Origin of the sequence: Streptomyces tritici (genome assembly GCF_048500665.1) — a bacterium.
Taxonomy (GTDB): Bacteria; Actinomycetota; Actinomycetes; order Streptomycetales; family Streptomycetaceae; genus Streptomyces; species Streptomyces tritici.
The window spans coordinates 6,482,237-6,507,136 of record NZ_CP183183.1 but is presented as its reverse complement, the minus strand read 5'-3'; the positions used below and the strand labels follow the sequence as shown (position 1 = coordinate 6,507,136).

Annotated in this window: 24 protein-coding genes and 2 pseudogenes; 11 read left to right on the top strand and 15 right to left on the bottom strand. The window is 71.4% G+C overall.

The genetic code is table 11. The annotated features are described in order from the left end of the window. Positions 1–130: 130 nt before the first annotated feature. Complete coding sequence (locus ACNJ93_RS29880; protein WP_418960572.1) at positions 131–1,384, bottom strand: extracellular solute-binding protein; 1,254 nt, start codon at positions 1,382–1,384, stop codon at positions 131–133. A gap of 192 nt (positions 1,385–1,576) precedes the next feature. Between ACNJ93_RS29880 and ACNJ93_RS29875 the strand changes: the two genes are divergently transcribed. Continuing rightward, on the top strand, positions 1,577–1,792 hold the full coding sequence (locus ACNJ93_RS29875; RefSeq protein ID WP_418960571.1) for a dodecin: 216 nt from the start codon (positions 1,577–1,579) through the stop codon (positions 1,790–1,792). Between the two features lie 130 nt (positions 1,793–1,922). Here the strand turns inward: ACNJ93_RS29875 and ACNJ93_RS29870 are convergent, their stop codons facing one another. Next, positions 1,923–2,369 carry an anthrone oxygenase family protein gene (locus ACNJ93_RS29870; protein WP_418960570.1) on the bottom strand — a complete coding sequence of 149 codons (447 nt, stop codon included), beginning with the start codon at positions 2,367–2,369 and terminating at the stop codon, positions 1,923–1,925. 96 nt (positions 2,370–2,465) lie between these two features. On the opposite strand from ACNJ93_RS29870, the gene ACNJ93_RS29865 reads away from it, so the two are divergent. After that, positions 2,466–3,044, top strand: a complete 579-nt coding sequence (locus ACNJ93_RS29865; protein ID WP_418960569.1) for a TetR/AcrR family transcriptional regulator — start codon at positions 2,466–2,468, stop codon at positions 3,042–3,044. Between the two features lie 17 nt (positions 3,045–3,061). Here the strand turns inward: ACNJ93_RS29865 and ACNJ93_RS29860 are convergent, their stop codons facing one another. Continuing rightward, complete coding sequence (locus ACNJ93_RS29860; RefSeq protein ID WP_418960568.1) at positions 3,062–3,661, bottom strand: TetR/AcrR family transcriptional regulator; 600 nt, start codon at positions 3,659–3,661, stop codon at positions 3,062–3,064. A gap of 130 nt (positions 3,662–3,791) precedes the next feature. Here ACNJ93_RS29860 and ACNJ93_RS29855 point away from each other — a divergent pair, with 130 nt between their 5' ends. The 4 genes from ACNJ93_RS29855 (at position 3,792) to ACNJ93_RS29840 (ending at position 6,959) form a co-directional block, all read left to right on the top strand. After that, positions 3,792–4,211: a nuclear transport factor 2 family protein gene (locus ACNJ93_RS29855; protein WP_418960567.1), complete on the top strand. Its 420-nt coding sequence runs from the start codon at positions 3,792–3,794 to the stop codon at positions 4,209–4,211. 54 nt (positions 4,212–4,265) lie between these two features. Beyond that, complete coding sequence (locus ACNJ93_RS29850; protein ID WP_418960566.1) at positions 4,266–4,745, top strand: anthrone oxygenase family protein; 480 nt, start codon at positions 4,266–4,268, stop codon at positions 4,743–4,745. A 146-nt stretch (positions 4,746–4,891) separates the two neighbouring features. Beyond that, the gene (locus ACNJ93_RS29845) at positions 4,892–6,133 is read left to right on the top strand and encodes an NAD(P)/FAD-dependent oxidoreductase (protein ID WP_418960565.1); all 1,242 of its coding nucleotides are present in this window, start codon (positions 4,892–4,894) and stop codon (positions 6,131–6,133) included. Between the two features lie 472 nt (positions 6,134–6,605). Continuing rightward, positions 6,606–6,959, top strand: coding sequence for a peptidase inhibitor family I36 protein (locus tag ACNJ93_RS29840; protein WP_418961577.1), 354 nt, complete (start codon positions 6,606–6,608; stop codon positions 6,957–6,959). 266 nt (positions 6,960–7,225) lie between these two features. Here the strand turns inward: ACNJ93_RS29840 and ACNJ93_RS29835 are convergent, their stop codons facing one another. Together ACNJ93_RS29835 and ACNJ93_RS29830 are read right to left on the bottom strand one after the other, a co-directional pair. After that, positions 7,226–8,389: an oxygenase MpaB family protein gene (locus tag ACNJ93_RS29835; RefSeq protein ID WP_418960564.1), complete on the bottom strand. Its 1,164-nt coding sequence runs from the start codon at positions 8,387–8,389 to the stop codon at positions 7,226–7,228. A 292-nt stretch (positions 8,390–8,681) separates the two neighbouring features. Continuing rightward, positions 8,682–9,497: a hypothetical protein gene (locus tag ACNJ93_RS29830; RefSeq protein WP_418960563.1), complete on the bottom strand. Its 816-nt coding sequence runs from the start codon at positions 9,495–9,497 to the stop codon at positions 8,682–8,684. Positions 9,498–9,807: 310 nt separating this feature from the next. Between ACNJ93_RS29830 and ACNJ93_RS29825 the strand changes: the two are divergent. Both ACNJ93_RS29825 and ACNJ93_RS29820 read left to right on the top strand, forming a co-directional pair. Then, positions 9,808–10,107: pseudogene (locus tag ACNJ93_RS29825) on the top strand (hypothetical protein); the annotation flags it as partial. A 99-nt stretch (positions 10,108–10,206) separates the two neighbouring features. Further along, on the top strand, positions 10,207–11,691 hold the full coding sequence (locus ACNJ93_RS29820; RefSeq protein WP_418960562.1) for a hypothetical protein: 1,485 nt from the start codon (positions 10,207–10,209) through the stop codon (positions 11,689–11,691). A 76-nt stretch (positions 11,692–11,767) separates the two neighbouring features. On the opposite strand, the gene nhaA is transcribed toward ACNJ93_RS29820, so the two are convergent. The 6 genes and pseudogenes from nhaA to ACNJ93_RS29790 all read right to left on the bottom strand — a co-directional run bounded on the left by nhaA (position 11,768) and on the right by ACNJ93_RS29790 (position 18,013). Beyond that, on the bottom strand, positions 11,768–13,066 hold the full coding sequence (nhaA, locus tag ACNJ93_RS29815; RefSeq protein WP_418960561.1) for a Na+/H+ antiporter NhaA: 1,299 nt from the start codon (positions 13,064–13,066) through the stop codon (positions 11,768–11,770). 227 nt (positions 13,067–13,293) lie between these two features. Beyond that, entirely contained in the window at positions 13,294–14,832 is a 1,539-nt protein-coding gene (locus tag ACNJ93_RS29810; protein ID WP_418960560.1) for an alanine/glycine:cation symporter family protein, read from the bottom strand. Positions 14,833–15,226: 394 nt separating this feature from the next. Beyond that, positions 15,227–15,513, bottom strand: a pseudogene (locus ACNJ93_RS29805) (hypothetical protein); the annotation flags it as partial. 43 nt (positions 15,514–15,556) lie between these two features. Further along, positions 15,557–15,856, bottom strand: coding sequence for a hypothetical protein (locus tag ACNJ93_RS29800; RefSeq protein ID WP_418960559.1), 300 nt, complete (start codon positions 15,854–15,856; stop codon positions 15,557–15,559). A 74-nt stretch (positions 15,857–15,930) separates the two neighbouring features. After that, the gene (locus tag ACNJ93_RS29795; RefSeq protein WP_418960558.1) at positions 15,931–16,647 is read right to left on the bottom strand and encodes a potassium channel family protein; all 717 of its coding nucleotides are present in this window, start codon (positions 16,645–16,647) and stop codon (positions 15,931–15,933) included. Next, positions 16,640–18,013 carry a TrkH family potassium uptake protein gene (locus tag ACNJ93_RS29790; RefSeq protein WP_418960557.1) on the bottom strand — a complete coding sequence of 458 codons (1,374 nt, stop codon included), beginning with the start codon at positions 18,011–18,013 and terminating at the stop codon, positions 16,640–16,642. Before ACNJ93_RS29790 ends, ACNJ93_RS29795 begins: the two co-directional genes overlap by 8 nt. 357 nt (positions 18,014–18,370) lie before the next feature. Between ACNJ93_RS29790 and ACNJ93_RS29785 the strand changes: the two genes are divergently transcribed. Next, entirely contained in the window at positions 18,371–19,090 is a 720-nt protein-coding gene (locus ACNJ93_RS29785) for an alpha/beta fold hydrolase (RefSeq protein WP_418960556.1), read from the top strand. A gap of 157 nt (positions 19,091–19,247) precedes the next feature. Further along, positions 19,248–21,140, top strand: a complete 1,893-nt coding sequence (locus ACNJ93_RS29780) for an NAD-binding protein (RefSeq protein ID WP_418960555.1) — start codon at positions 19,248–19,250, stop codon at positions 21,138–21,140. Positions 21,141–21,208: 68 nt separating this feature from the next. On the opposite strand, the gene ACNJ93_RS29775 is transcribed toward ACNJ93_RS29780, so the two are convergent. The 3 genes from ACNJ93_RS29775 to ACNJ93_RS29765 form a co-directional block, all read right to left on the bottom strand. Beyond that, the gene (locus tag ACNJ93_RS29775; protein WP_418960554.1) at positions 21,209–21,406 is read right to left on the bottom strand and encodes a hypothetical protein; all 198 of its coding nucleotides are present in this window, start codon (positions 21,404–21,406) and stop codon (positions 21,209–21,211) included. 48 nt (positions 21,407–21,454) lie between these two features. Further along, on the bottom strand, positions 21,455–22,378 hold the full coding sequence (locus tag ACNJ93_RS29770; protein ID WP_418960553.1) for an RNA polymerase sigma-70 factor: 924 nt from the start codon (positions 22,376–22,378) through the stop codon (positions 21,455–21,457). 160 nt (positions 22,379–22,538) lie between these two features. Further along, a complete protein-coding gene (locus ACNJ93_RS29765) occupies positions 22,539–23,012 on the bottom strand; it encodes a carboxymuconolactone decarboxylase family protein (protein ID WP_418960552.1) in 474 nt (157 codons plus the stop codon). Between the two features lie 184 nt (positions 23,013–23,196). Between ACNJ93_RS29765 and ACNJ93_RS29760 the strand changes: the two genes are divergently transcribed. Beyond that, positions 23,197–23,583 carry a DoxX family protein gene (locus tag ACNJ93_RS29760; RefSeq protein WP_418961576.1) on the top strand — a complete coding sequence of 129 codons (387 nt, stop codon included), beginning with the start codon at positions 23,197–23,199 and terminating at the stop codon, positions 23,581–23,583. Between the two features lie 48 nt (positions 23,584–23,631). Here ACNJ93_RS29760 and ACNJ93_RS29755 read toward each other — a convergent pair whose 3' ends face one another. After that, on the bottom strand, positions 23,632–24,879 hold the full coding sequence (locus ACNJ93_RS29755; RefSeq protein WP_418960551.1) for an SLC13 family permease: 1,248 nt from the start codon (positions 24,877–24,879) through the stop codon (positions 23,632–23,634). Positions 24,880–24,900: the final 21 nt, after the last annotated feature.

Below are 24,900 nucleotides of genomic sequence, written 5' to 3'. Positions count from 1 at the left end.
TTCTTCCGTGACCGGCTGGATTCGACATGACGTCGTGGGGGCCCTGGGATGTGCGACGGCTGAATGACCGGGTGGACGATCCGGGCGGCGGATGCCGGGCGCCGAGGGGCCGGCGCGCGGGGCCCCGGGGCTACTCGGCGAGGGCGTCCGAGATCTGCTCGGAGGCCCGGCGGGCGGCCCTGGCCGGGTCCTCGCCCCGGAGCACGGCGGTCATGTACGGCTTGATCGGGTTGGCGGCCTCGACGTCGGCCCAGTGGGGCGAGTTGGGGGTGGCCCGGCCGCGGGCCGCGCCGACGGCCATGGCGCGGGTGGCCTCCTGGCCCTCGACGACGCTCGCGAGCGTGGTCCGGTTGGGCACGTAGTTCATGGTGCGCGCGAGGTCGGCCTGCCACTCGTCGCCGGCGAGGGCCTTGACCACCTCGATGGCCGCGGCGCGCTGGGGCGCGTTGACCGGGACGATGAGGTCGGAGCCGCCGGTGAACACCGCACAGGGCTTGCCCGCGGCCTTGCCGGGGATCGGGAAGTAGCCGATCTTGTCCTTGAGTTGCGGGTTCTGCTCGACGATGGCGGCCGTGATGCCGGGGGTGGCGATGATCTGGGCGACGTCGCCCTTGGCGAAAACGCCGGACTGCGGCGGGGTCTCCTCGTCGGCGTCCTCAGGACCGGATCCGAGGGACTGCAGCTCCTTGTAGAAGGCCATGCCGCGCAGGGCCGCCGGGCTGTCGAGGGCGCCCTCCCAGACGCCGCCGTTGTCGACGGCGAGTTCGCCGCCCTCGTCCCAGATGAAGCCGGCGAGGGTGTACCAGTCCTGGCCGGCGAGGTAGATGCCCTGGCTGCCGGTTCGGTTGATCTTCTCGGTGGCGTCGGTCCACTGGGAGCGGGTGACCGGGAGCTTCTTGACCCCGGCCCGTTCGAACAGGTCCTTGTTGTAGACGACCACACGGTTGGCCGCGTACCAGGGGATGCCGTACTGGGCGCCGTCGATGCTGCCCGGTTCGGCGAGGCCGGGCAGCCAGTGCTGGGCGTCCAGGTCGCGGACGGACTCCAGGGTGAGGTCGTAGAGCTTGTCGGTGTCCGCGTACCGGGCGACCTGGGTGTTGCCGACCTCGATGACGTCCGGGCCGCCGGCCCCCTCGATGGCCGCGGTGACCTTGGTGCCGATGCCGGTCCACTCCTGGAACGTGAACTTCAGTTCGATGCCGGGGTGGGAGGACTCGTACGCGCGGGTGAACCGGTCCAGGAACTCGTCGCTGACGCTGCCGTTCATCAGCCAGACGCTGACGGTACGGCTCCCGGGCCCGTCCTCGCCGGGAAGCACCCCGCAGCCGCCGAGCGCGAGGACGGTCAGGACCGCCAGGGGGCGGACGAGGAGGCGGTTCTTCACGGGGTCTCACCTTTGCGGACGTGGCCCGGTCGGGGCAGGGGGAGGGGACCCGACGTGGGGGGCCGAACGCACGGTTCGCACGGGTGTGGCCTGGATTCTGGTCTGGACCAATGGGTAGGTCAAGTCCCGGATCGCGGACCGGGCGGCTGTGCGGCACGGTGGGAGGTACGCACCGAGAGGAGCCGGACCCCCATGGCGAATCACACCTACCGCGTCACCGAGATCGTCGGCACGTCCACCGAGGGCATCGACCAGGCCGTCCGCAACGGCATCGCCCGCGCCTCGCAGACCCTCCGGGGCCTCGACTGGTTCGAGGTCACCCAGGTCCGCGGCCATCTGGTCGACGGCGAGATCGAGCACTTCCAGGTCGGCCTGAAGGTCGGCTTCCGCCTGGAGGACGGCGCCTGACGGCGCATACGGCGGCCGGGCCGATCCGGACGCGCATACGGCCGGCCCGTCGGGACGACGGGCCGGCCGGGCGCGCCCCCTGGCGTGCCGTCACGGTCGACGAGCGGACGCACCATCCGGGCCCGCGGGCTCAGACGAGGGCGACGACGAGCAGGGTGAAGGCGCCGACGATGACGGCGACGCGGACGTAGTGGTAACGGTCCCAGCGCTTCATCTGCTCCTTCCAGTCGGCGGGCCGGTTCTCCGGCGTCCACGTCTTGCCCCGGTTGTTGATCGGGACGAGCAGAAGCACCGACATGATCACGCTGACGATCAGCAGCCCGGCGGCGGTGACGACGAGCCCGGTGCCCTGGTCGTGCCATCCCGCGACGGCCCAGGCCGCGACGAGGACGAGGGAAGCGACGTACCAGACGGGCATCGCCGCGCCGAGCATCCGGCCGCCGTGGGCGCGGCCCAGTTGGCCGCTGTCCTCGGGGAGTGCGTCGAGGATCCGGTTGATCACGACGGCGACGGAGAGCTCCACTCCCACCATGAGGCCGACGGACACGGTGGTGAACACCTGAAGCGCATTGAGCATGGCAACCCCTCCTGAGACCCGATCTAGCGTCGCTAGCCGATGAGGCAACGCTAGCTCTACTGCCGCTCGATTGTCTAGCAGTGCTAGGATCGAGTCATGTCGGTAAAGGAACGCAAGGAACGCGAACGAGCCGAGCGCGAGCGCCTCATCGTGAGGACGGCGCGCGAACTCGCCGAGCAGCAGGGCTGGGACGCGGTCACCACGCGCCGGCTCGCCGAGCGCATCGAGTACAGCCAGCCCGTCCTCTACAGCCACTTCCGCGGCAAGCGCGAGATCATCGGCGCCGTCGCGCTCGAGGGCGCCACCGAGCTGGCCGTGGCGCTGCGGGCCGCGACCGCGGCGACGGACGACCCCCGCGCACGGGTCACCGCCCTGGCCCGCGCCTACCTGGACTTCGCCGAACGCAACCCGGCGGTCTACGACGCCATGTTCCGGCTCGACGGCGGCCTGGCGTTCGCCCAGGAGGACACCCCCGAGCAACTGAAGGACGGCTTCGCCGCACTACTGGACAACCTCCACGAGGTCGCCGGGGACGGCGTCGATCCGGGCCTGTTCACCGAGACGTTCTGGGCGGCCCTGCACGGCCTGGCCACCCTCACCCGGGCCCGACGACTCCCGCCGGAGGACACCGAGCGGAGGGTGCATCTCCTGGTGGACCGGCTCGCGCTCGTCTGACAGACCGCCACGAGGGGTCAGCTCACATCCTCCGCGGCACCGAGGACACGGAAGACCGTGGTGCGAAGCGCGGCCCTCGCCCGGGAGTTCGTCATGCGGCCGGAGTTCACCTCGTCACCGGCGGCATGTCCGAGGGCGACGGTCATGGCCACCAGCCAGTGCGGAGGCAGATCGGCGGCGAACTCCCCCGCCTTCTGACCCCGTTCGACGAGCCGGCCCAGGCGGCCGATGACCGGTTCGTGGCGCGCCCGCTCGTCCTCGTCCGCCGCATCGGCCGACACGGCTCCGAGCAGGGGCGCGTTGTCCTCGAAGAAGTGCCAGGAGACGTCGAGGAATCTGGTCAGCGCGGCCGCGGCCGGCCCTTCGTCGAGCCGTGCGGCCTCCATCGCGGCGACGGCGCCCTCGGTGATCCGGTCGACGGTCGCCGCGAGGAGCGCCTCACGCGACGAGAAGTGGGCGTAGACCGTCTGCCGCGTGACCCCGGCCTCGGTCGCGATGGCCTCCATGCCGGCGTCCGGGCGCTGCCGCAGCAGGCGGACCGCCGCGTCGAGGATGGCGGTCCTGCTGCGCTCGGCATCGGCGCGCCGTCGGCGCCGGGGCTCTCCGGGAGCAGTCATCTCTTACACCCTTGTCTGACTTGACGAAGCTATATATCTTACAAGCGCGTAAGAGATCCTAGTCGGGAGGCGCCGGCCCCGCCATGCCCGCGACCGGCTCCGGCCACTCCTCACCCCTGATCGGAGCGCCATGAAGGGACCCGCAGACACCACCCCCGAGCAGTTCATCGAGGACTTCTTCGACTCCCTCACCGCGCAGACCGTCCAGGGTGACCCGCCGCAGTCGGTGATGGACCGTCACTTCACGCCGGACGTCGAGCAGATCAGCGACGGAATCCACCTCGACCACGACCGCCTCCTCGCGCACCTCCGCCCCGTGTCCCGCAACGTGACGAGCTGGCGGGTCGACGTCCACGAGGCGGTCGCGGACGGCCACCGGATCGCCGCCCGTCTCACGATCCACGCTTGGAGGCGCAAGGGCGGCGAGACCGCCACCGAGGTCCATCTCTTCGCCGAGTTCACCGACGACGGCCGCATGCGCCGCTCGCACCAGCTCACGCGAGCACTGCCGCCGATGCCGCCCGCCGGCACGACCGACACGGCAGCCTGACGCCCCCTTCCCCTGGGTCGCGCCGCACGCGGCGCCCCATGACAGAGGTACGACATGCGCATACGCATCACCCACGGTCTCGCCCTGATGGCCACCGGCCTGCTCGCCGGCGCCTTCAGCTACGGCGCCGCCAACCTGGTCCCGACGTTCGACGCCGTGCCGATCGACATGCGGCTCGACTTCCACAGCGAGCTGATGAAGGTCAACGGGATCACCGTGCAGGGAGCCATGGTGGTCTCCACCCTCGCCTCCTTCGCCCTCGCCGCCCTGACGCGCGGCCGCGCCCGTGTCCTCGCGGCCGCGGCGGGCCTCCTGACCTTCGCGTCCTTCCTGATCACCCGGCTCGGGAACGTCCCGATCAACGGCCGCATCAAGCAGTGGGCCGCCACCACGCCGCCGGCCGACCACGCCGAGATCCTGCAGCGGTGGGAACTGTTCAACCAGGCACGGACCCTCACGGCCATCGTCGCCTTCGCCCTCCTGATCTTCCTCGCCCTCCCGGCGACCCGTTCGGCGGCCGCGGCTCGGGAGTGAGGCGCACCGCCCCTGCCCGCCGAGACCGGACCGCGCAGGTGTTCTAGCGTGGAAAGAGGACACGCACCGCGCAGCGCCGAAGGCCCGCTCTCCCGCCCGTCTCGCCACCCGCTGCCGGGGGACGGTCCGATCGGCAGGTGAGAGCAGTGAGCGGCACAGCCGGCTCGGCCGGCGACGGAAACCACCGGTACGACGTGATCGTCGTCGGCGCGCGGTGCGCCGGCGCACCGACCGCGATGCTCCTGGCCCGCCTCGGCCACCGGGTCCTCCTGGTCGACCGGGCCACCTTCCCCAGCGACACGATCTCCACCCATCTGATCCACCCGCCGGGACTCGCCGCGCTGGACCGCTGGGGCCTGCTGGAGCGGGTCGCCGCGACCGGGTGTCCGCGCATCGACACGTACAAGTACGACCTCGGACCGTTCGCCATCGTCGGGTCCCCGGCAGGAGAGGGGTTCAAGGCGTCGTACGCACCGCGGCGCACGGTCCTCGACAAGATCCTCGTCGACGCCGCGGCGGAGTCCGGCGCCGAGGTGCGCGAGGCGTTCACGGTCGAAGAGATCATGTTCGACGGGTCCGTGGTGACCGGCGTCAAGGGCCACGGCAGGGGCGGCGCCACCTCCGTCGAGGAGGCCCGGGTCGTCGTGGGCGCGGACGGACTCCACTCGTCCGTCGCGAAGGCGACCGGCGCCGCGAGCTACGCGGAGAAGCCGAAGATCAACGCGTACTACTACACGTACTGGGCCGGCCTGCCCATGCACGGCGCCTTCGAGGGGTACGACCGCGGTGACCGCGCGTTCGCCGCGTGGCCCACCAACGAGGACCTGACCATGGTCATCTGCGGCTGGCCCATGCGTGACTTCGAGGCCATGCGCGGCGACATCGAAGGCAACTACCACGCGACGCTGGCCCGCGCGCCGGCGTTCGCCGAGCGGATCGCCGGGGCAAGCCGCGCCGAGCGGTTCGTCGGTACGGCCATCCCCAACTACTTCCGCACACCGTACGGACCCGGCTGGGTCCTGGTCGGCGACGCCGGATACCTGAAGGACCCCATCACGGCCCAGGGCATCCAGGACGCCTTCCGCGACGCCGAACGGTGCACCCGCGCCCTGGACGACGTCCTCGCCGGCCGTCGCCCCCTCGACGAGGCGATGCGCGAGGCCCAGGAAGCGAGGGACGCCCAGGTCACGAGCATGTACGAGTTCACTGCGGACTTCGCGACGATGGAACCGCCGCCCCCTGAGATGGAGCAACTGCTCCTCGCCGTGTCCCAGGACCCCTCCGCCTCCGACGAGTTCGTCCGCGTCACGGCGGGCGTGACCCCGCCCGAGGAGTTCTTCGGCCACATGCAGGAGCGGATGAACCACCAGACCCCTGAGGCAGCCTGAGGGGCCCGTACCGCCCTCCGGGTGAACGATCGGCTGCCGCCGTGTCCTGAGACCCGTCCGTCCCCGTTGAGTGGATCATGCGAATGATCTTCCTCGCGATGGCCGATGTCGCGACCGGTCACCCACGGGGCTGAGCCGTTCCATGCCCACGCCCCCGTACCGCGCCGCGCTCGTCGCGCTTCTCGCCCCGCTGTCGGTCGTGACCGCGTGCGCGGCCCCGCAGGCGCCCTCACTCAGCCCCGACGACACCGTCGCGGCCGCCCATGTCCTGCTCACCGACCGCTGCCTGGTACGCCAAGGGCTCACCCCGCCGCGCCCCGGGCAGCGCCCGTCCGGCAGCGAGGAGCAGCGCCGCGTGAGCGAAGCGCTCTTCGGAACCGGACCGGCCGAACTCACCCTCACGCTGCCCAGCGGCCACGAGGTGCGCCAGCACACCGACGGCTGCCTCGCGCAGGCCAAGAAGCCCGCCCTCCTGGCCGCCGCCTTGCTCCTGGCCGCCGCGAGCCCCTTCGCCACCGCCGCCACGGCGACCGCCGCCGACTGCCCCAGCGGCCAGTTCTGCGCCTGGGAGCACGCCGACCACCAGGGCCAGCGCGCCAACTGGAGCGGTGACGACGGCTGGTGGGAGGGCTACATCGCCGACAACGACTCGTCCTGGGCCAACCACGGGATCGTGGGCCCCGGCATCCCGAGCTACGTCCAGGTCTTCGAGGACGCCTCACAGGGCGGCGACATGACCATCTGCCTCGCCCCGGGCCAGGAGGTCAACTACAACGGCGTCGCCAACGACCGCGGCGACTCCCACACCTGGGCCCACAGCTGCTGACCCCTTCCAGGGACACCACGCGCGGCGCCACTCGACGCACTTGCCCGGACACTCGGCGGCCATGCGCTCGAAGGAGTCGAGGAACGGCTGCTTGCCGTCGCCGACGGGCGGGTCGCGCTGGATGTACGTGTCGCCGACGTACTGCCCGGCCTCGGCGGGGTGTGAGGTGCGCCGCGGGCCTCTCAGGCAAGAAGCTGGGAGCTGTGGGCGTGAGCCGGGGAGCGCCGGGGCGGGATTGTGTGGCTGCCCGCCCCGGCGTTCGGGCGTCAGCGGTTGTCGCCGAGTTCCTGGTGCATCTGGGGCTGGTCGTCCTTGTCGTGGGTCAGGGCGTACTTCTCGACGTCGTTGAACGCCTTCGAGGCGATGCCGAGGATGCGGTCGTAGGGGTTGACGCCGGCGGCCTCCTTGGCGTTCTCGCCGAGCAGACCGCCGCCGATCCCGCTGACGGCCTTGTGCCCGGAGGCGATGAGCTTGCCGCCCTCGGCGAGGGGGGTCTTGTCGAGGCCGGCCATGTCGGCGTACTTGTCGGTGAGCGCGACGCGGATCATGGCGACGAACGCGTCGTGGGTCGCGGGTGTCGACGGCTGGAGGAAGTCGTCGTAGAACTTGACCGCCTGCTGGGTCATGAAGACGCCGTCGTCGGTCTTCTTCCACTCCTTGTCGCGCTCGGCGGTCCACAGCCGGTCGACTTCGTCGGCGTCCTTGGGCAGAAGCCACTTCTCGGGAGTGCCGAGGTAGTGGTTGACGTAGTGCCAGGCGCACACGAAGCCGTGGGCGTCGTCCTTGGAGACATGGATGCCGAGGTTGCGCATGGCCTGGAGGATCTGGACGGAGAAGACGCAGGCCGCGCCGGTGGTGTACTTCTGCGAGACCGGCTCGCCCCACTTCTTGTAGTCCCACACACCGCTCTTCTTGTGCAGCTGCCGCACGGAGGCGTGGACCAGGCGCACCTTGGTCACGTTGGCCTTGAGCGTCCCGTCGCGCATGGCGTTCTCCTTGCCCATGTCGATGAACAGGCGGGAGGACTGCGACAGGCGCCGGCCGGGGCCCTCGACTCCGCCGAGTCGGCCGGTGGACCGCAGGGTGAACGCCCCGGTCGGGGACAGGTACGTACCGATGAGACCGACCGTGCCCTGGAGCATGGACGCCTCGCCGTGGTGGGCCCGGAAGAACCCCTCCGCGGCCGTGACGTCCGCCTCGCTCCAGCCGGGCGGTTCGGCGGAGGCGTCCTTGAGGAACTCGGCCAGCCGCGGCGGCAAGGTGGAGTAGTCCATGCCGGGCTGGAGGGTGTTGATGGTGCGGAACAGGTGGTTGACCCCGTCGATCTCCTTGTTGTCGATCAGGTCGGACACGAGCTCGTCGGCCTGGGGGTCGCCGGCCTTGCTCGCGGCCTCCATTTCCTGCGCGACGTACTGGGCGGACAGAGGCACAGCGCAACTCCGTTTCTCGGGGCAAGCAGGTGGCTGCCGCGCCCCGGGACGGGGGCGGCGCGGTAGGGAACTCGCCCTGGAACGAGGCGGCAGCAACCCGCGGTCGGACCACACGTGCTGCCGACGCCACCACGGGGAGGACGCCAGGGCGAGTTCACCGAACGTGATCATTGCTGGTCCGGAGGCTGCCGACGATCACCCAGGGGAGGGATCGCGTGGTGCGCCCGCGCATTCAGCGGCGCACGTCCGCCAAGGCGCGATTTCCCGAGTTGAGGGCGGGCCCTGGACGGCGTCAGTCCGACGTGCGCGGGTTGCCTTCGCCGTCGCAGGGAAGTCCGGCGCCGGGGTGGTCCCGACGGAAGTCGTCGCTGATGTCGGCGGCGGTCTCCGCCATGGCCGAGTCCGTGACGCGGATGACGCCGTCGAAGGGGCGGTCGATGTCCTGGATCAGCAGCAGCGAGCCGGTGAACAGCACGGCGAGGGTGAGCAGGAGGGTGAGGTGGCCGGGGCCCCGGTTGCGGGGAAGTCCGAAGGCGAACGCACCGATCGTCGCGGCCAGTGAGACGACCATGAACCAGTAGACGACCGGCGGGATGGCGGGAGTCGCCTCGGCGATGCGAGCGTGCCGGGCCTCGGAACGGTCGTCATCGGCCTGGACGAGAAGCGTGAAGCGCTCGTCGGGATCGGCCGAGAGCTGCTTGAACGAGCTACGCAGTCCAGAGGACCAGACCGACACCTTCGGTGAGGCTCCTCCCCCGTCCTTCATCAACGGCCATTCATGCGCTCGAACGGCGCGCGTGTAGCAGATCGCGTCCGCCTGGATCTGGCGGCGCTGCGGGTCGGGGGCGTAGTCGGCGACCTCGTAGAGATGGTCGATGCGACTGGCCTCGGTCTCCGCCGCGGCGCTGGCCGTCCCGTACGACTCCGCGGCGACGACGATGACGAAGGCGACCAGGAGCACCGCCAAGGTCTCCAGGGGACTGATCAGGTCGCTGACCGACCCGTCTTCGGTGTCGGCGGCAGCGTATTCACGCCTGCGGTGGGCGTGGGCGAACAGCCCCGCCAGGAGAGCGGCCGCGATCGCCGCGATGGTCAGGAACTGGACCATGAACGTTCGTCTCCCGAACGGCCCGCGGACGGGTGGCGGGCCTCGTCGTGTGAGGTCGGGGACCGGGCGCTCGCGGCGAGGACGGCCCCTGCGGACCCGTCACGCCAACGGGCACCGACCGGTCCGGGGGTCAAGATCATGCGCCGTGACGGCCCGACCGCCGAAGCACCAGGCGCGGAGGTGGTCGGAGGATCGTTTCGCCCTCACCCGTCCGGGAGAAGAGTCGGCTACGACGGACGACATCTCGGTGCGGGGTGGACAAGTCGCCGGAGGGAGGCTCCTTCGATGCCGTGGCTCGTCTCGCTGCTCGATCCGCCGGGTGAAGCCGCTCGGCTTCACCCTGGACCAGATGGGCGCCCTGCTCGACGCCACCGACCGCCTGGACGCCGACGACCCGCTGAAGACCGCCGAGCGGCGGGCCGTCGTGGAGCGGGTCCGCGCCTGCCAGCAGGCCGCCGCCGAACGGGCCGAGACATCCCGCGTGCAACTGGCCCGCGCCGAGGACTTCGAAGCCACCCGCAGCCGTACAGCGACGGTGACACGATGGCCTCCCGCACCCGGGGCGCGGGAGCCGTCGTGCACTGCTGCGATGCCCGACCAGTCCCTGTGATCACCGGGTGCGGGCAGGCGGAGAGGAGCCGAGCCGAGAAGAGCGGCCTGCCCCGACGGCACCTGCACGGGTGTCGGCGCCTTGGCGTAGGGTCCCGACATGCACAGCACAACTATCGACGGCATCACCGTCCTCTGGACGGAGGCACCGCCGCCGCTGGAGGCGGCGCTGGTGTTCGGGTGCGGGGTGCGGGACGAGACGTTCCGCACGCTCGGTGTCACCCACCTCGTGGAACACCTGGCGATGAGCACCCTGCCTCGCCTGCACCATGACCACAACGCCAGCGTGGACCTGAGGACGACGGACTTCCTCGCGACGGGCCGTCCGGAGCAGATCGCGGCGTTCCTCGAAGCGGTGTGCAGGGCTCTGTCCGACCTGCCGCTCGATCGGCTGGACCGGGAGGCGGGCGTGCTGGCCGCCGAGGGCGGCGAGCCGGAGCACCCGACCACCGGCGCGCTGCTCTCCCGCAGGTACGGCGTCGCAGGTGCGGGGCTGGCTCCCTGGCGCGGGCCGGGAGCGGACCGCATCAGTCCCGAGACCGTACGCGACCACGTACGGCGCTACTTCCACGCCGACAACGCCGTCCTGATGCTGTCCGGACCGCCGCCGGAAGGACTGAAGCTCCCGCTCCCCCGGGGCGAACGCCCGCAGCGCGCGGGCGTCGCGCCGACGGTGCTGGGCGCCGGCCCGGCCTGGTCGCAGGAGTGCGTCCCTGACATCGGCCTGGCCCTGCACAGTGAACGCCACGACGACGTCGCCCTCACCCTCGCCGTCGACGTCCTGCGCGAGCGGCTCCTCGCCAAGGCCCGCCACGAGCACGGCCTGTCCTACGACGTCGCCGTCGACCGTTGCGCCGTCGGCGGCGGACACCGCGAGCGCGTCCTGCGTGTGGACGCCCGGGACGGCGAGGAAGCGCGGGTCGCCGAGCTGCTGTGGGCCGAGGCGCTGCGGCTGGCCGCCGACGGGCCGGACGCCGCGGAGCTCGCGGAGGAGCTCGCAGCGGCCAAGGAAGCACTCGGCGACCCACGGCACGCCGTGACCGACCTGCTGCGCCTGGCGGACGCGGAACTATTCGGCGAGCCCACGCTCGACGCTCAGGAGTGGCTGAGCCTCGCCTCCTCGGTCACCCCCGACCAGGCCCGCAGCGCCTTCGCGACAGCCATGGCCACGGCCTTGCTGGCAGTGCCGGAGGATGTCGAGCCGGCCCTCGTGCTCCCGGACGGCTCGCCCCTCCCGGCAGGCGGATGCATACGCTCGCACGAGCTGCCGCCCGGCAGGATCTTCCGCCCCGGACCGCTGCAGCGGCTGATCAGTTCGGCAGCGCGGCGCAGCCTCCTGGTGCTCGGAGACAGCGGGATCGCGATGCGTGACTCCGACGGTGACGTGCACGCGATCCCGTTCGAGGACATCGTCGGCGTCGAGGCCCACGGCCCGGGCCGCGTGCTGTTCGGACGCGGCGGCTGCGTGATCCCGGTCCTCCCCGACCTCTTCGCCAAGATCGCCCCGGTCGTCCGACGAATCGACACCGCCGTCCCCGCCGAACTGCACTACCCCGTCTCGGCCTACTGGTCGGACGAGGAATGACGCAGGGCTCCCCGTGGCCCGGACGGGTTGCGGGGAGCCGGATGCCCGCGGACAGGTGACGGGCGCGGGCGGAGCCTCATATGTGGGCCTGCCGGCCGTCCTGCTGGTAGATGTCGGGGATGCCGTCGGCGTCGTCGTCGCGCTCCTCCTCCTCGTAGAGGAGCCGGTAGACGCGGTTGCGGCGGCGCAGGAGGACGGCTGCGAGGGCGGCCGCCGTCAGGGAGCCGAGGAGGACGGCGGCCTTGACGTGCTCGGCCTGGGCGGCGTCGGGGAAGGCCAGTTCGCCGATGAGCAGGGCGACGGTGAAGCCGATGCCCGCCAGGACCGCCAGGCCCAGGACGTCGGACCAGGCCAGGTCGGGGTTGAGTTCGGCTCGGGTGAAGCGGGCGGCCAGATACGTGCCGAGGAAGATGCCGAGGATCTTGCCCACGACCAGACCGACGAAGACTCCGAGGGGTTCGGGGTCGGTGAAGACGTGGGCGAGGGCGGCGCCCGAGACGCCGACGCCGGCGGCGAAGAGCGCGAAGAGTGGCACCGCGACGCCCGCGGAGAAGGGGTGGACGAGGTGGGAGACGCGAGCGCCCGGGGACGCCGTCTCGTCCTTGTCGCGGGTGGTGCGCAGGATCAGGCCCATGGCGACGCCGGCGACGGTGGCGTGGACCCCGGAGTTGTACATCAGCGCCCAGATCGTGACCCCCAGGGGGACGTACCACCACCAGCCGCGGACGCGGAACCGCTGGAGGACGTAGAAGAGGACCAGGCCCGCGAATGCCCCGCCCAGGGCCCAGAAGTCGAGGTCCGAGGTGAAGAAGATCGCGATGATCAGGATAGCGCCGAGGTCGTCGACGACGGCGAGGGTGAGAAGGAACGCCCGTAGGGCGGACGGCAGATGGGTGCTGATGACGGCGAGCACGGCCAGGGCGAAGGCGATGTCGGTGGCCATGGGAACGGCCCAGCCGTCCAGGCTGCCACCGCCCGCGGCCGCGGTGAGGGTGTAGAGCGCGGCGGGTACGGCCATGCCGCACAGGGCCGCGACGACGGGCAGCGCGGCGGTGGCGGGGGTGCGCAGTTCGCCGACGACCAGCTCGCGCTTCAGCTCGATGCCCGCCACCAGGAAGAAGACCGCGAGGAGCCCGTCGGCGGTCCAGTGGCCGACGGAGAGGTCCAGGCCGAGGGCCGGAATGCCGAAGTGGAAGTCGCGTACGGACTCGTAGGCGGCGCTCCATGGACTGTTCGCCCAGACGAGCGCCACGACCGCGGCGGCGAGGAGGACGAGTCCTCCGACGGTCTCGGTGCGCAGTGCTTCGGTGACGGCCTGGCGTTCGGGCCAGGGCAGCAGACCGAGAACGACCTTGCGGGGGCGTGCCTGGGTCATGGGGAGGAACCCTCCGGGGCATGTCGACAGGTGGGCGCACAGGCCCCTCGGACGCCGACCAGACTTCCCGGCACACCAGCATCGTATTGATGCGTTCTTTACACCCTAGCGGGTGCGCGGAAGTCTCACCAGGCGTCGCTGACCTGCTGGAACAGGGTGAAGGACCCTGTCCTCACCAAGGCGCGAGGTGAGGACAGGGCCCCTCGGGAGCCGGGCCGCGGGGGCGGTCAGACGGTGGTCCTCACCGGCTCCGGGTCGGTGTCCTCGTCCGTGTCGAGGCCGGCGTCGCGGCGCTTGACGAAGGCGAGGAAGGAGTTCAGCTCCCGCTTGACGACGGGGGCGAGGAGGTACAGGCCGATGATGTTGATGACCGCGAGCATGAAGAGCACGGCGTCGGCCATGTCGATCAGGGTCTGGAGCGTGAGCAGCGAGCCCGCGACCGCGAAGACGGTGTAGAGGACCTTGAAGGTCAGCTCGCTGACGCGGCTGCGGCCGAACAGGTGGGCCCAGGCCTTCATGCAGTAGTAGCCCCAGGTCAGCACCGTGGAGATGGCGAACAGCATGACCGCGAGGGTCAGGATGTAGGGGAACCAGGGCAGGACGGTGGCGAAGGCGTCGGAGGTGATCGTGACGCCACCGATGGAGTCACCGCCCTTGCGGACCTCGACGTAGCTGGCCGGGTTGGCGATGACGATGGTCAGCGCGGTCATGGTGCAGATGACGACGGTGTCGATGAACGGCTCCAGCAGGGCGACCAGGCCCTCGCTGGCGGGGTGCTTCGTCTTGACGGCGGAGTGGGCGATCGGGGCGGAGCCGAGGCCGGCCTCGTTGGAGAACGCGGCCCGCTTGAAGCCGATGATCAGCGCGCCGAGGACACCGCCGGCGACGCCCTGCGGGTTGAAGGCGCCCTCGATGATCGAGGAGATCGCGGTGGGGACGGCCGAGACGTTGACGGCGATGACGACGAGGCAGGCGGCGATGTAGATGCCGGCCATCGCCGGGACGAGCTTGCTGGTGACGGAGGCGATGGAGCGGATGCCGCCGAGGAGCACGATGCCGACGAGGGCGGCGATGAGGATGCCGAAGAAGAGCGCGCCGGCGGAGGAGCCCAGGGCGCCGTTCTCGCCGCCGGTGACGGAGACGAGCTGGGCGTAGGACTGGTTGACCTGGAAGAGGTTGCCGCCGAAGAGGCCGAAGAACAGGACGAAGAACGAGGCCAGGACGGCCAGGATCTTGCCGAGCTTCTTGCCGTTCTTGCCGAAGCGGTCGGCCAGGCCCTTGGGCAGGTAGTGCATCGGGCCGCCGGAGACGGTGCCGTCGGCGTGCACCTCACGGTACTTCACACCGAGCGTGACCTCGACGAACTTCGTCGCCATGCCGAGCAGGCCGCAGAGGATCATCCAGAACGTGGCGCCGGGGCCGCCGATGGAGACGGCGACGGCCACACCCGCGATGTTGCCGAGGCCGACGGTGCCGGAGACGGCGGCGGTCAGGGCCTGGAAGTGGTTGACCTCGCCGGCCGAGCCCTTCTCGTCGTACTTGCCGCGCACGACGTTCACGGCGAGGCGGAACTTCCGCAGTTGGACGAAGCCGAACCAGCCGGTGAAGACGAGGCCCGCGACCACGAGCCAGGCCACGATGAGGGGAAGCTCCGTGCCCCCGACGGGGACGGAGTAGAAGACGACCTCGCCCAGCCACTTGGCTATGGGCTCGAAGAATCCGCTGACGGTCTTGTCGACGGACTGGGTGAAGGACTCGAGTGACACAGTGGGGACCTCAATGGCGCAGGACCGGCGCGCGGGAGGCTGCGGCGGTCTCGGGTGCGGGCTTTGAGCGAACGCCGTTGTCCGATCGGCGACCCTGGGCGACGTGTCCGCGGACTCGGACAGGGGTCGCCCCGGTCAAGCAGGCCGGCGAGCGGGCCGGCCGCCCCACAGGATTGACGGCACGGTGCCGCCGCCTGCGGAGTTGCGCATTCCTACCACGACATCAGCCCCCGTCCACGTGGCCCACATCACATCCGGAAGAAGAGGTTCCGAAAGCCCAGCACTCGTGACCCGACCGTTATCCGGACACCTGTATCCGTTCACGGTGCACTTATCTCTGCAGGTCAGCAGCTAGGCGAAGTGACGCCCATGTCAGCGGGGCGCTGCCAGAACCTCAGTCCCCGCGGTCCTCGGAGGTGGGCCCGCCCGCACTCGGTGCCGCGTGCCGTCCCGGTGGGCGGGTCAGGAGGTGGCGGGCTCCGTGGCTCGGGTGATGGCGGCTTTCACTGCGGTGATGCGGTCGGCGACCAGGGCGGCCTCGGCTTCCGAGGTGAGCGTCTGGGCCTCGGCGGCGTCGTGGTCGGCGATCACGGCCGTGAGTTCGGCGTCGTTCAAGGCGGGCGAGATGCGGGCTGCGATCCGGTTCATGTTCCGGTACGAGCCCTGAAGCCAGAAGGGCGGTCGGCGAACAGGGGCCCGTACTCCCACACTTAGCTCTCCGCGCTCACGACGCCGTCTCCGGCCGGCCGCCGGCCGCCGCGCGCCGGGCCCGGTGCCGGGCCAGCTCGTACATCCCGAGCAGCGCGGTGGCGGCGTTGAGCGGGAACGCGACCGCTTCGGCCACGGCGGTGACACCCCGCGCACGGCCGATGCTCGCGGCGAGCGCCGTCACCAACAACAGCGTGGGCAGGATCCGCCGCCACCGGGGCAGATCGTCCAGCCGCCACACGCGTACGCACAACACGACCGTGAACGCCGTGAAGGCGAGCGCGAACAGGGCGATCAGGATCAGGGTGAGGGGCATGGCCGGGTCCTTCGGGGCAGGCGGAAGTCGGTGCCGACCAGACTTCCCGGCTCACCAGCGGCTGATCCTAGCGGTCAGGGCAGGTCCGTGAAGGCCTCGACCGCCCTCGTCTTACCGGTGACGACGATGATGTCGCCCTTCTCGACGACCGTCTCGGCCGTCGCGTAGGTGAAACCCTCACCCGGGCGTTTGATGCCGACGACGGTCACGCCGTACTCGCTGCGGACCTGCGAGACGCCGAGGGGCCTGCCGGTCGCCACCCGCGGCGCGACGGTCTTGACCAGTGCGTAGTCGTCGTCGAACTCGATGAAGTCGAGCATGCGGCCGGTGACCAGATGGGCGACCCGCTCCCCCATCTCGTGCTCCGGCAGCACCACGTGGTGGACGCCGAGGCGTTCGAGGATCTGCCCGTGCTGGCGGCTGACCGCCTTGGCCCAGATGTTGGGGACACCGGCGTCGAGGAGATTGGAGCTGATCAGCACGCTCGCCTCGACGGAACCGCCGATGCCGACGACCGCGCTGGTGAACTCGTGCACACCGAGCTGGCTCAGGACGTCGGGGTCGGTGGAGTCGGCCACGACGGCGTGGGTGAGCACATCGCTGTACTTCTGGACCAGGCGCGCGTCGACGTCGATGCCGAGGACGTCCCAGCCGCGCCGCATCAGCTCGTTGGCGAGGGAGAAGCCGAACCGGCCCAGGCCGATGACGGCCACCCGCTGGTCCGGTTGGCCGCGGCGCTCGCGGGCGGGGCTCTGGCGGCGTTTGCGCAGGTGACGGAAGTAGTCAGCCAATGACGGGTCGCTCCTCGGGCAGTTCGTAGCGTCGCGTGCGCTCGCGCAGGGCTAGCGCGGAGACCAGGGTGATGGGGCCGATGCGGCCGATGAACATCAGGGCGATGAGGACGGACTGGCCGGTGCCCGGCAGGTCGGCGGTGATGCCCGTCGACAGCCCCACCGTCGCGAAGGCGGAGACAACCTCGAACAGCACCGCCTCGAACGACGCCCTGCTCACCGAGAGCAGCGTCAGTGTGGCGGTCATGACCAGCCCGACACCGAGCAGGGCGACGGTCAGGGCCTGACGCAGCACGTGAGGGGCGAGGCGGCGGCCGAGGACGGTGGAGGTGGGCTCGCCGCGGACCTCCGCGACGATCGCGGCGGCCAGGACCGCGAAGGTGGTCACCTTGATGCCGCCCGCGGTGCCGGCGCTGCCGCCACCGATCAGCATCAGCATGCAGGTCAACAGCAGGGTGGAGGGCTGCATCGCGCCGATGTCGAGCGAGTTGAAGCCGGCGGTGCGGCTCATCGCCGAGTGGAAGAAGCTGTTGAGCAGCTTGCCCCAGACGTCATGAGCGCCGAGCGTGGCGGGGTTCGTCCATTCCAGCAGGCCGGTCAGGACGGTGCCGACGAGGAGCAGGGCCGCGGTGGTGATGACGGTGAGCTTGGTGTGCAGGGTCCAATTCCTGCGGCCGGTGGCCCGGGCGCGGTGGCGGTGGCGTAGCGCCTCCAGCAGCACCGGAAACCCGATGCCGCCGAGGATGACGGCGACGGCGATCGGCAGGGTGATCCAGGCGTCCTGCGCGTAGCGGGTGAGGCTGTCGGCGTGGAGGCCGAAGCCGGCGTTGTTGAAGGCGGACACGGAGTGGAAGAGTCCGAGGTACGCCGCGTCGCCGATCCCGTTGCCGTATCCGTAGCGGAAGCGCAGCGCCAGGACGGCGCCGACGCCGAGTTCCACCGTCAGGGTCGTGCCGGCCACCCCCAGCAGGACCCTGCGGACATCCCCGATGCCCAGGCTCTTGGTCTCGGCCTGCGCCGTCAGCTGCATGCGCAGCCGCAGCCGGCCCGAGACCAGCAGCGCGAGCAGCGAGGCCATGGTCATGATGCCGAAGCCGCCGATCTGGATCAGCGCGAGGATCACGCCCTCGCCGAAGCCGCTCCAGTACGTGCCGGTGTCGACCACGGCGAGACCCGTGACGCAGACGGCGGACGTGGAGGTGAACAGCGCGGTCAGCGGACTGGTCGCCCGCCCGTCCGCGGACGCCGCCGGAAGCATCAGCAGACCGGTCCCGATCAGGACGGCGCTCGCGAACGCGATGACGACGGTGCGGGCCGGATGGGCGGAGAAAAACGAGCGGCTCCGTCGGCGTACGGCGGACACCACGTGAGGGGCCCCTTCTTCCGGTGAGCGGGCGCACGGTCGCGTCGTAGGACGGGACCGCATCAGCAATACGTCAAGAACGGCCGTCACCCTACCCGCCGCCCCTCGGCAGACCCAGCACCGTCCCTACGATGCCGCCATGGCGTCCTCGATCTACCGAAGCCCGGCCGCGGAGGCGCGGATACGCGCCTGGTGCGAGACACGTCTCGACGCCTGGCCGGTCCCCCACCAGCGGCGGCGGATCGAGACGTCGGCCGGACTCTCGCACGTCGTCCGCGTCGAGGCCCGGCCGTCGGCAGGCTCGACGACGGTGGTGTTCGTCCCCGGGACGAACATGAACGCGGCCGTGTCGCTGGGCACATGGAGGCACTGGCCGACGTCGGGCCGCTCGTCGTCCTCGACGTGCCGGGGCAGCCCGGTCTCAGCTCCGGGCTGCGGCCCCGCCGGAACCGTATGGACGCCTACGCCACCTGGCTCGCCGAGGCCCTCGCAGAGGTCACGCGGGAGCCGGCGGTGGTCGTGGGCCACTCCCTCGGCGCCGCGATCACGCTCGCCTGCCCGTCGGACCTCGTCGCCGTACGCGTCCTCGTGTCGCCCGGCGGGCTCGTACGGCTGCGTGTCGGAGCCTCCGTACTCGCGGCGACCGTCCCGTGGCTGCTCCGCCCCTCGTATGTACGGGCCCGACGGCTGCTGGGATGCATGACGGCGCCCGGACACGCCGTACCGGACGAACTCAGCACGTGGATGTCGCTGGTGGGCCGCTCCTGCCACAGCAGCCTCGCGCCCTCACCGCTGCCGGACGCCGTGCTCGCCAGGGCGGCAGCGACGACGCCCTGTCTGACCCTCGTGGGCTCGGAAGACGTGTTCCTGCCTCCCAAGCTGCTCGGCCCCGTGGTCGAGCGGCGACTCGGCAGCCGCGCGCGGGTGCTCTCCGGTTCGGGGCACCTCCTCCCCGAGGAGGCGCCCGAGCAAGTGGCGGCTCTCGTGGCCGAGTTCCTGCGGTCCGTTCGGCGATGCCATGGAGGCGAAAGCGCGCCGTCGGCCCCGGAAAAGCAGCAGAACGGCACGGTGGACCGGTGAAGCACTGCCGGATCCCGGCAACGACTTGAACGCCGCGCGGTGGCACGATCCATGCGACGCCGTCGGCACCCGTGGGTGCGCTGGGGAACGGCGGCGAACGCAGAGGGGGACGGTCGTGCTGCCGCACCAGAACACTCGGGTACCGACGGCAGGGCACATGGTGGTCTGCGGGGACGACGGTCTCGCCCACCGTCTGGCGGCCGAACTGCGCGAGGTCTACCGCCAGCGGGTCGTCCTCGTCGTCCCCGGGAGCCGGGTCCGGTCCGACGCGGACCGCAGTCCGGCCGCCCTCGCGTCGCGGGCCGCCGGACTCATGAGCAGGCTCGCCACGGTGCGGCAGCCGGGCACTCCCGAGGCGGACGACACGAGCGGAGGAGCCCCTCTTCCTGTGCAGGAGATCCTCTCCGACTCCCCCGGCGACGACGTGCTGCTGCGTGCCGGGGTGGGGCGGGCCTCCGCTCTGGCGCTGCTCTACGAGGACGACGAGACGAACCTCCGCACGGCGCTGGCCGCCCGTCGGCTGCACCCGGACCTGCGGCTGGTGATCCGTATGTACAACCGGAAGCTCGGCCTGCACATGGAGGAACTGCTCGACCAGGCAGCGCTCTTGGCGATGCCGGACATGGACCGGGCGACGCTGGAGGCGTCCACGACGGTCCTCTCGGACGCGGACACGGCCGCCCCCGCCCTCGCGGCCACCGCCGTCGCAGGCACGAGCAAGGTCGTCCAGGCGGACGGTCTGCTCCTGCGGGCCGTCGAGCGCACGCCGCCCGGACGCGGTGAGGTACCGGACTCCGGACTGTGCACCCTGGCGTTGCTGTCGTCCACCACCGCGGATCCCGCGGGAGCCGAGGGCTCCGAGGCGAGCGGTCCGCAGGCCCCACAACTCCTCCCCGACGACTGGACCGTGGCGAGCTCCGCGGGCCGCGGGAGCATCGTTCTGGAGACTGTGCGGTACGCGGGTCCGCTCCTGCCCGCCCGTCGCCTCGGACGCCGGGGAGCGCCCCTGACGGAGGTCCTTTCGGGGCGTCTGCGCTGGTCGCTCGCCGCCATCGCCGGTTCCGTGCTCGCCCTCGCGGTGGCGGCGTGGCTCACCGGCGACAAGGGGTTCCTGCAGTCCGCGTACCTCACACTCCTCGACCTGTTCTCGATCGGCGACCCGGCGGTCGGCGAACCCGCCTCCCGGCAACTGCTCCAACTCCTGTCCGGCCTGGTGGGCCTCGCACTGCTGCCGCTGCTGATCGCCGGCGCGCTGGAGGCGCTGGGCACCTTCACGGGCACGGCGGCCCTGCGCCGCCCGCCCCGCGGCCTGTCCGGGCACGTCGTGCTCCTGGGCCTGGGCAAGATCGGCAGCCGCGTGCTCGCCCGGCTGCGGGAACTCGACATCCCGGTGGTGTGCGTGGAAGAGGACCTGGACGCGCGAGGCATCCCGCTCGCCCGCAGCCTCGGCGTGCCCGTCGTGGTCGGCGACGTCACGGACGAGGGCGTCCTGGAGGCGGCGCGGATCCACCGGGCCCACGCTCTGCTCGCGCTCACGAGCTCCGACACCACCAACCTCGAGGCCGTCCTCTCCGCCCGCACACTCAAGGCCGACCTGCGCGTGGGGCTGCGCCTGTACGACGACGACTTCGCCACCGCGGTGTACCGCACCCTCCGCACCGCCCACCCGGACGCCCTCACCCGCAGCCGCAGCGTGACCCACCTCGCCGCTCCCGCCTTCGCCGGCGCCATGATGGGCCGCCAGATCCTCGGCGCCATCCCCGTCGAGCGCAAGGTGCTTCTCTTCGCGGCCCTGCCCGTCGCCGGCCACCCCCAGTTCGAAGGCCGCACCGTGACGGAGGCCTTCCGCCCCGGCGCCTGGCGCGTCCTGGCCCTCGACACCGCCGACCCCGCCGCGCGCCGCCCCGACCTGGCCTCCTCCCCCGACGGCGAAGGCTCCCGGCTCCTGTGGGACCTCCACCCCGGCTACGTCCTGCGCCCCGAGGACCGCATCGTCATCGCCGCCACCCGCCGCGGCCTCGCCGAACTCCTGGGAAGGGCGTCGGCCTAGAGGCGGGGAAGGGCTTCGCCCGCCCGCGGCTCGCGGCGCTGGTCGAGCCAGAAGAGGTAGCCGCGCAGCTAGGGCTCCAGGCCGTCGTCGATGTAGGCGATGAAGTCACGATGCCCCTGAGCCGCGTCGTGGTAGTGGCCGAGGTGGCGCGGGTCGGCGTTGAAGTCCCCGTGGGGGTGGGTGTCCGCGCCCCAGTCGGCGGCTATGGCGACAGCCCATTCCCGGACACGGGCTCGCTCCCGCCACCAGTCGCGGACGGCTTCCACCGTCCAGTGGTCGTCGCCGTTTCGCTTCCCCGGGGCCGCCGGGGACGGCTACCTCGTCATTCCGCGGGTCCGCTTGAACTCGCGGTCGACGGCCCAGGCGTCGGCGACCGGGCCGAGGTGGCCGAGCTTGTCGGGGTTGATGACCGAGCGGATGGTCTGGATCCGCCCGTCGAGGACATCGAGGGCCAGGGTGTGCAGGATCCTGCCGTCCCGGTCGCGGAAGACGGCGCCCGGCTGGCCGTTGACCTCGTGCGGTTCGAAGGTGATGTCGATCCGGGCCATGAGCGGGTAGACCCCGGCGAGGAGCTTGGCCACGTTCCGGGCTCCGGCGACGGCCCTGGCCAATTGCGGGGCCTTGCCGCCGCCGTCACCGACGAGTTGGACGTCCTCGGACAGCAGACGCTGCAGCCCGTCGACATCGCCCTGCGACAGCGCCTCGAAGAACCGCTCCGCCAGGGCCTGCCTCTCCTGCCGGTCGGCCTCGAACCGAGGCCGCCCCGCCTCCATGTGACGACGGGCGCGTACGAGCAGCTGCCGGCAGGCGGCTTCCGAACGCCCCACCGCCGAGGCGATCTCGTCGAAGCCGAACGCGAAGACCTCGCGCAGCACGAACACCGACCGTTCCAGCGGACTGAGCCGTTCCAGGAGCAGGAGCGCCGCCATCGACACCGAGTCGGCCAGCTCCGCAGCCCGTGCCGGGTCCTGGTACGGGTCCTGGAGCAGCGGCTCGGGCAGCCACGGGCCGACGTACTCCTCCCGTCGTACGCGGGCGGAGCGGAGCACGTCGATCGCGATCCGGGTCACGGCGGCCGACAGGAACGCCTTGGCCGACACGGGCCGGGTCGTCGAGGCGTCGAAGCGGAGCCAGGTCTCCTGCACCGCGTCCTCGGCCTCGCTGACGCTGCCCAGGATCCGGTAGGCGATCGAGAACAGCAGCGGCCTGAGCTCCTCGAACTCCTCGACCTTGTTCACCTTGTCCCCCTCGTGGTCGCGGTGCCGACGCGCCGGGGGTGCCGGCGCGTCGGGCTTGTCGTGATCATCCGGTCGACCGTCGAGTCCGGCAAGAGTGGCGCTGCTGAAGCCTGGAGCCTGAAGCCTGGAGCCGACCGGGTACCTGCTACAGGCGCCGCTCTCAGTGGAACTGGCCGACCTGGTAGTCGCCGGCGGGCTGCTGGGTGATGACGTTCAGCCGGTTCACCGTGTTCATGAACGAGACGAGGAGTACGAGGGCGGTGAGCTGTTCCTCGTCGTAGTGCTCGGTGACCCGCGCCCACACGTCGTCGCCGACCCCGCCGGCCCCGTCCGCGATCCGCGTCGCCCGCTCGGCCAGCTCCAGCGCCGCCCGTTCCGCCTCGGTGAAGACCGTCGCCTCACGCCAGGCCGCCACCAGCGCGAGCCTCACCGCCGACTCACCGGCGGCCGCGGCCTCCTTGGTGTGCATGTCCAGGCAGACCGCGCAGCCGTTGATCTGGCTCACCCGCAGGGCCACCAGCTCCTGGAGGGCCGCGGGCAGCGGCGACTCCTTGAGCACCTTGCCCACCGCCATGAAGTGCTTGAAGGCCTTCCCGGCGGTCGGGCTGGCGAAGTAGTTCAGTCGCGCGTCCATCGATTGCTCCTCGGTGCTCGTCGGGTGCTTCCCGGTGCCTTCACCTCCCGAGACGAGGCAGCACCCGTCCCTGTGACACGACGGCATGTGACCCACGTCTCCCCCGCCGGCGCGACCGCGCATGTCACAGGACCGGCCGCTGTCTCGTCTCGGGTGACGGAAGACCACGATCAGGGAGCTGATGATGAACGTCGCACTGTGGATCACCGCCGGCCTGCTCGCCGTTGTCTGCCTGGTCGGCAGCGCCAAGATGTTCGTGTCGCAGGACAAGATGTCCGCCATGGGCGGTGCCGCCGCGCAGTGGGTCCACGACTTCAGCCCCACCGCGCTCAAGGCGATCGGCGCGGTCGAGCTCCTTGCCGCGACCGGGCTGATCCTGCCGGCGGTGCTCGGCATCGCGCCGGTCCTCGTGCCGCTGGCCGCCACCGGACTCGTCCTGCTCTTCACCGGCGCGATCACCATGCGGCTCCGGCGGGGCGAGCGAGCGACGATCGCGGGCGACGTGGTCTACCTCGTGCTGGCGGCGTTCGTCGCCTGGGGGCGCTTCGGTCCGGAGTCCTTCACGGGCTGATCACGCAGCGGTGCCGCCCACCCGACGACGTTCACGGGTGAGCGGATCTCACGGACCGATCACCTCCAGCGAGATCCACAGGGCGACCGTGGCCGCGAGAAGGGCGGCGGGAACGGTGAGCAGGCCCAGGAGGGTGAACTCCCTCAGCCGGATCTCGTGGTCGTGGCCGTGGGCGATCCGCCGCCACAGGAGGGTGGCCAGCGAGCCGGCGTACGTGAGGTTGGGGCCGATGTTCACGCCCAGCAGGACGGCCAGGACGGCGCCGGGACCGGAGGGGGCGGCCAGCGGGATGAGGGCGAGGACGGCGGGGAGGTTGTTGATCAGGTTGGCGAGCAGGGCCGCGAGCGCCGCGGTGCCGAGCAGCGCCGGCAGGGAGGTGCCGTCGGGCACCAGCCGCCCGAGCGCCTCGCCGAGTCCTTGGTCGACGACGGCCCGTACGACGATGCCGAGGGCGAGGACGAACGCGAGGAACGGTACGGCGGCGGAGCGGACGATCGCCGCCGGTGTGGTGTGACGCCGGGCCAGCGCGCGTACCGCCATCACCGTCGCCCCCGCGGCCGCCGCCCAGGCCGGGTCCACGCCGATCGCCGAGGCCACGGCGAACCCCACCAGCGTCGCCGCCACGGTGACGAGCGCGAACAGCGGAAGCTCCGGCGGCTCGTCCGGCTCCACCGGTTCGGCGGGTGCGTCGAGGTCGCGGGCGAAGAACCGGCGGAAGACCGCGTACTCGACGGCGATGGCGGCCAGCCACGGCAGGGTCATCAGCAGGGCGAAGCGCGTGAAGGTGAGCCCGGCGGCGGTGAACGCGAGCAGGTTCGTCAGGTTCGACACCGGCAGCAGCAGCGAGGCGGTGTTCGACAGGTGGGCGCTGGCGTAGACGTGCGGCTTCGGCCGGGCGCCCATCCGGGCGGCGGTGGCGAAGACCACCGGGGTCAGCAGGACCACGGTGGCGTCCAGGCTCAGCGCCGCCGTGATCGCGGACGCGAGGGCGAACACCGCCCCGAGCAGGCGCCGCGGCCGGTGCCGCGACCAGCGCGCCATCCAGGTCCCGCAGGCGTGGAAGAGCCCCTCGTCGTCGCAGAGCTTCGCGAGCACCAGCACGGCGGCCAGGAAGCCGATCACCGGCCCGAGCCGGGCGGCCTCGTCCCGGACGTCGGCCATCGGGATCGCCCCGGCCACGACGACGAGCGCGGCGGCGGGCACCGCGAACGCGGCCTCCGGCCAGCGGAAAGGACGAACGACCGCGCAGACCAGCACCACGACCAGCGCGGCGACGGACAGAAACTCCAGCACCATGCCCCCGATCATCCGGGGCGG

Excerpts from the sequence above, each read along its gene's own strand:
- ACNJ93_RS29875 (WP_418960571.1), top strand. The coding sequence starts at position 1,577 with ATGGCGAATCACACCTACCGCGTCACCGAGATCGTCGGCACGTCCACC.
- ACNJ93_RS29870 (WP_418960570.1), bottom strand. The coding sequence starts at position 2,369 with ATGCTCAATGCGCTTCAGGTGTTCACCACCGTGTCCGTCGGCCTCATG.
- ACNJ93_RS29865 (WP_418960569.1), top strand. The coding sequence starts at position 2,466 with ATGTCGGTAAAGGAACGCAAGGAACGCGAACGAGCCGAGCGCGAGCGC.
- ACNJ93_RS29860 (WP_418960568.1), bottom strand. The coding sequence starts at position 3,661 with ATGACTGCTCCCGGAGAGCCCCGGCGCCGACGGCGCGCCGATGCCGAG.
- ACNJ93_RS29855 (WP_418960567.1), top strand. The coding sequence starts at position 3,792 with ATGAAGGGACCCGCAGACACCACCCCCGAGCAGTTCATCGAGGACTTC.
- ACNJ93_RS29850 (WP_418960566.1), top strand. The coding sequence starts at position 4,266 with ATGCGCATACGCATCACCCACGGTCTCGCCCTGATGGCCACCGGCCTG.
- ACNJ93_RS29830 (WP_418960563.1), bottom strand. The coding sequence starts at position 9,497 with ATGGTCCAGTTCCTGACCATCGCGGCGATCGCGGCCGCTCTCCTGGCG.
- ACNJ93_RS29820 (WP_418960562.1), top strand. The coding sequence starts at position 10,207 with ATGCACAGCACAACTATCGACGGCATCACCGTCCTCTGGACGGAGGCA.
- nhaA (WP_418960561.1), bottom strand. The coding sequence starts at position 13,066 with ATGACCCAGGCACGCCCCCGCAAGGTCGTTCTCGGTCTGCTGCCCTGG.
- ACNJ93_RS29800 (WP_418960559.1), bottom strand. The coding sequence starts at position 15,856 with ATGCCCCTCACCCTGATCCTGATCGCCCTGTTCGCGCTCGCCTTCACG.
- ACNJ93_RS29785 (WP_418960556.1), top strand. The coding sequence starts at position 18,371 with ATGGAGGCACTGGCCGACGTCGGGCCGCTCGTCGTCCTCGACGTGCCG.
- ACNJ93_RS29780 (WP_418960555.1), top strand. The coding sequence starts at position 19,248 with ATGGTGGTCTGCGGGGACGACGGTCTCGCCCACCGTCTGGCGGCCGAA.
- ACNJ93_RS29765 (WP_418960552.1), bottom strand. The coding sequence starts at position 23,012 with ATGGACGCGCGACTGAACTACTTCGCCAGCCCGACCGCCGGGAAGGCC.
- ACNJ93_RS29760 (WP_418961576.1), top strand. The coding sequence starts at position 23,197 with ATGAACGTCGCACTGTGGATCACCGCCGGCCTGCTCGCCGTTGTCTGC.
- ACNJ93_RS29755 (WP_418960551.1), bottom strand. The coding sequence starts at position 24,879 with ATGGTGCTGGAGTTTCTGTCCGTCGCCGCGCTGGTCGTGGTGCTGGTC.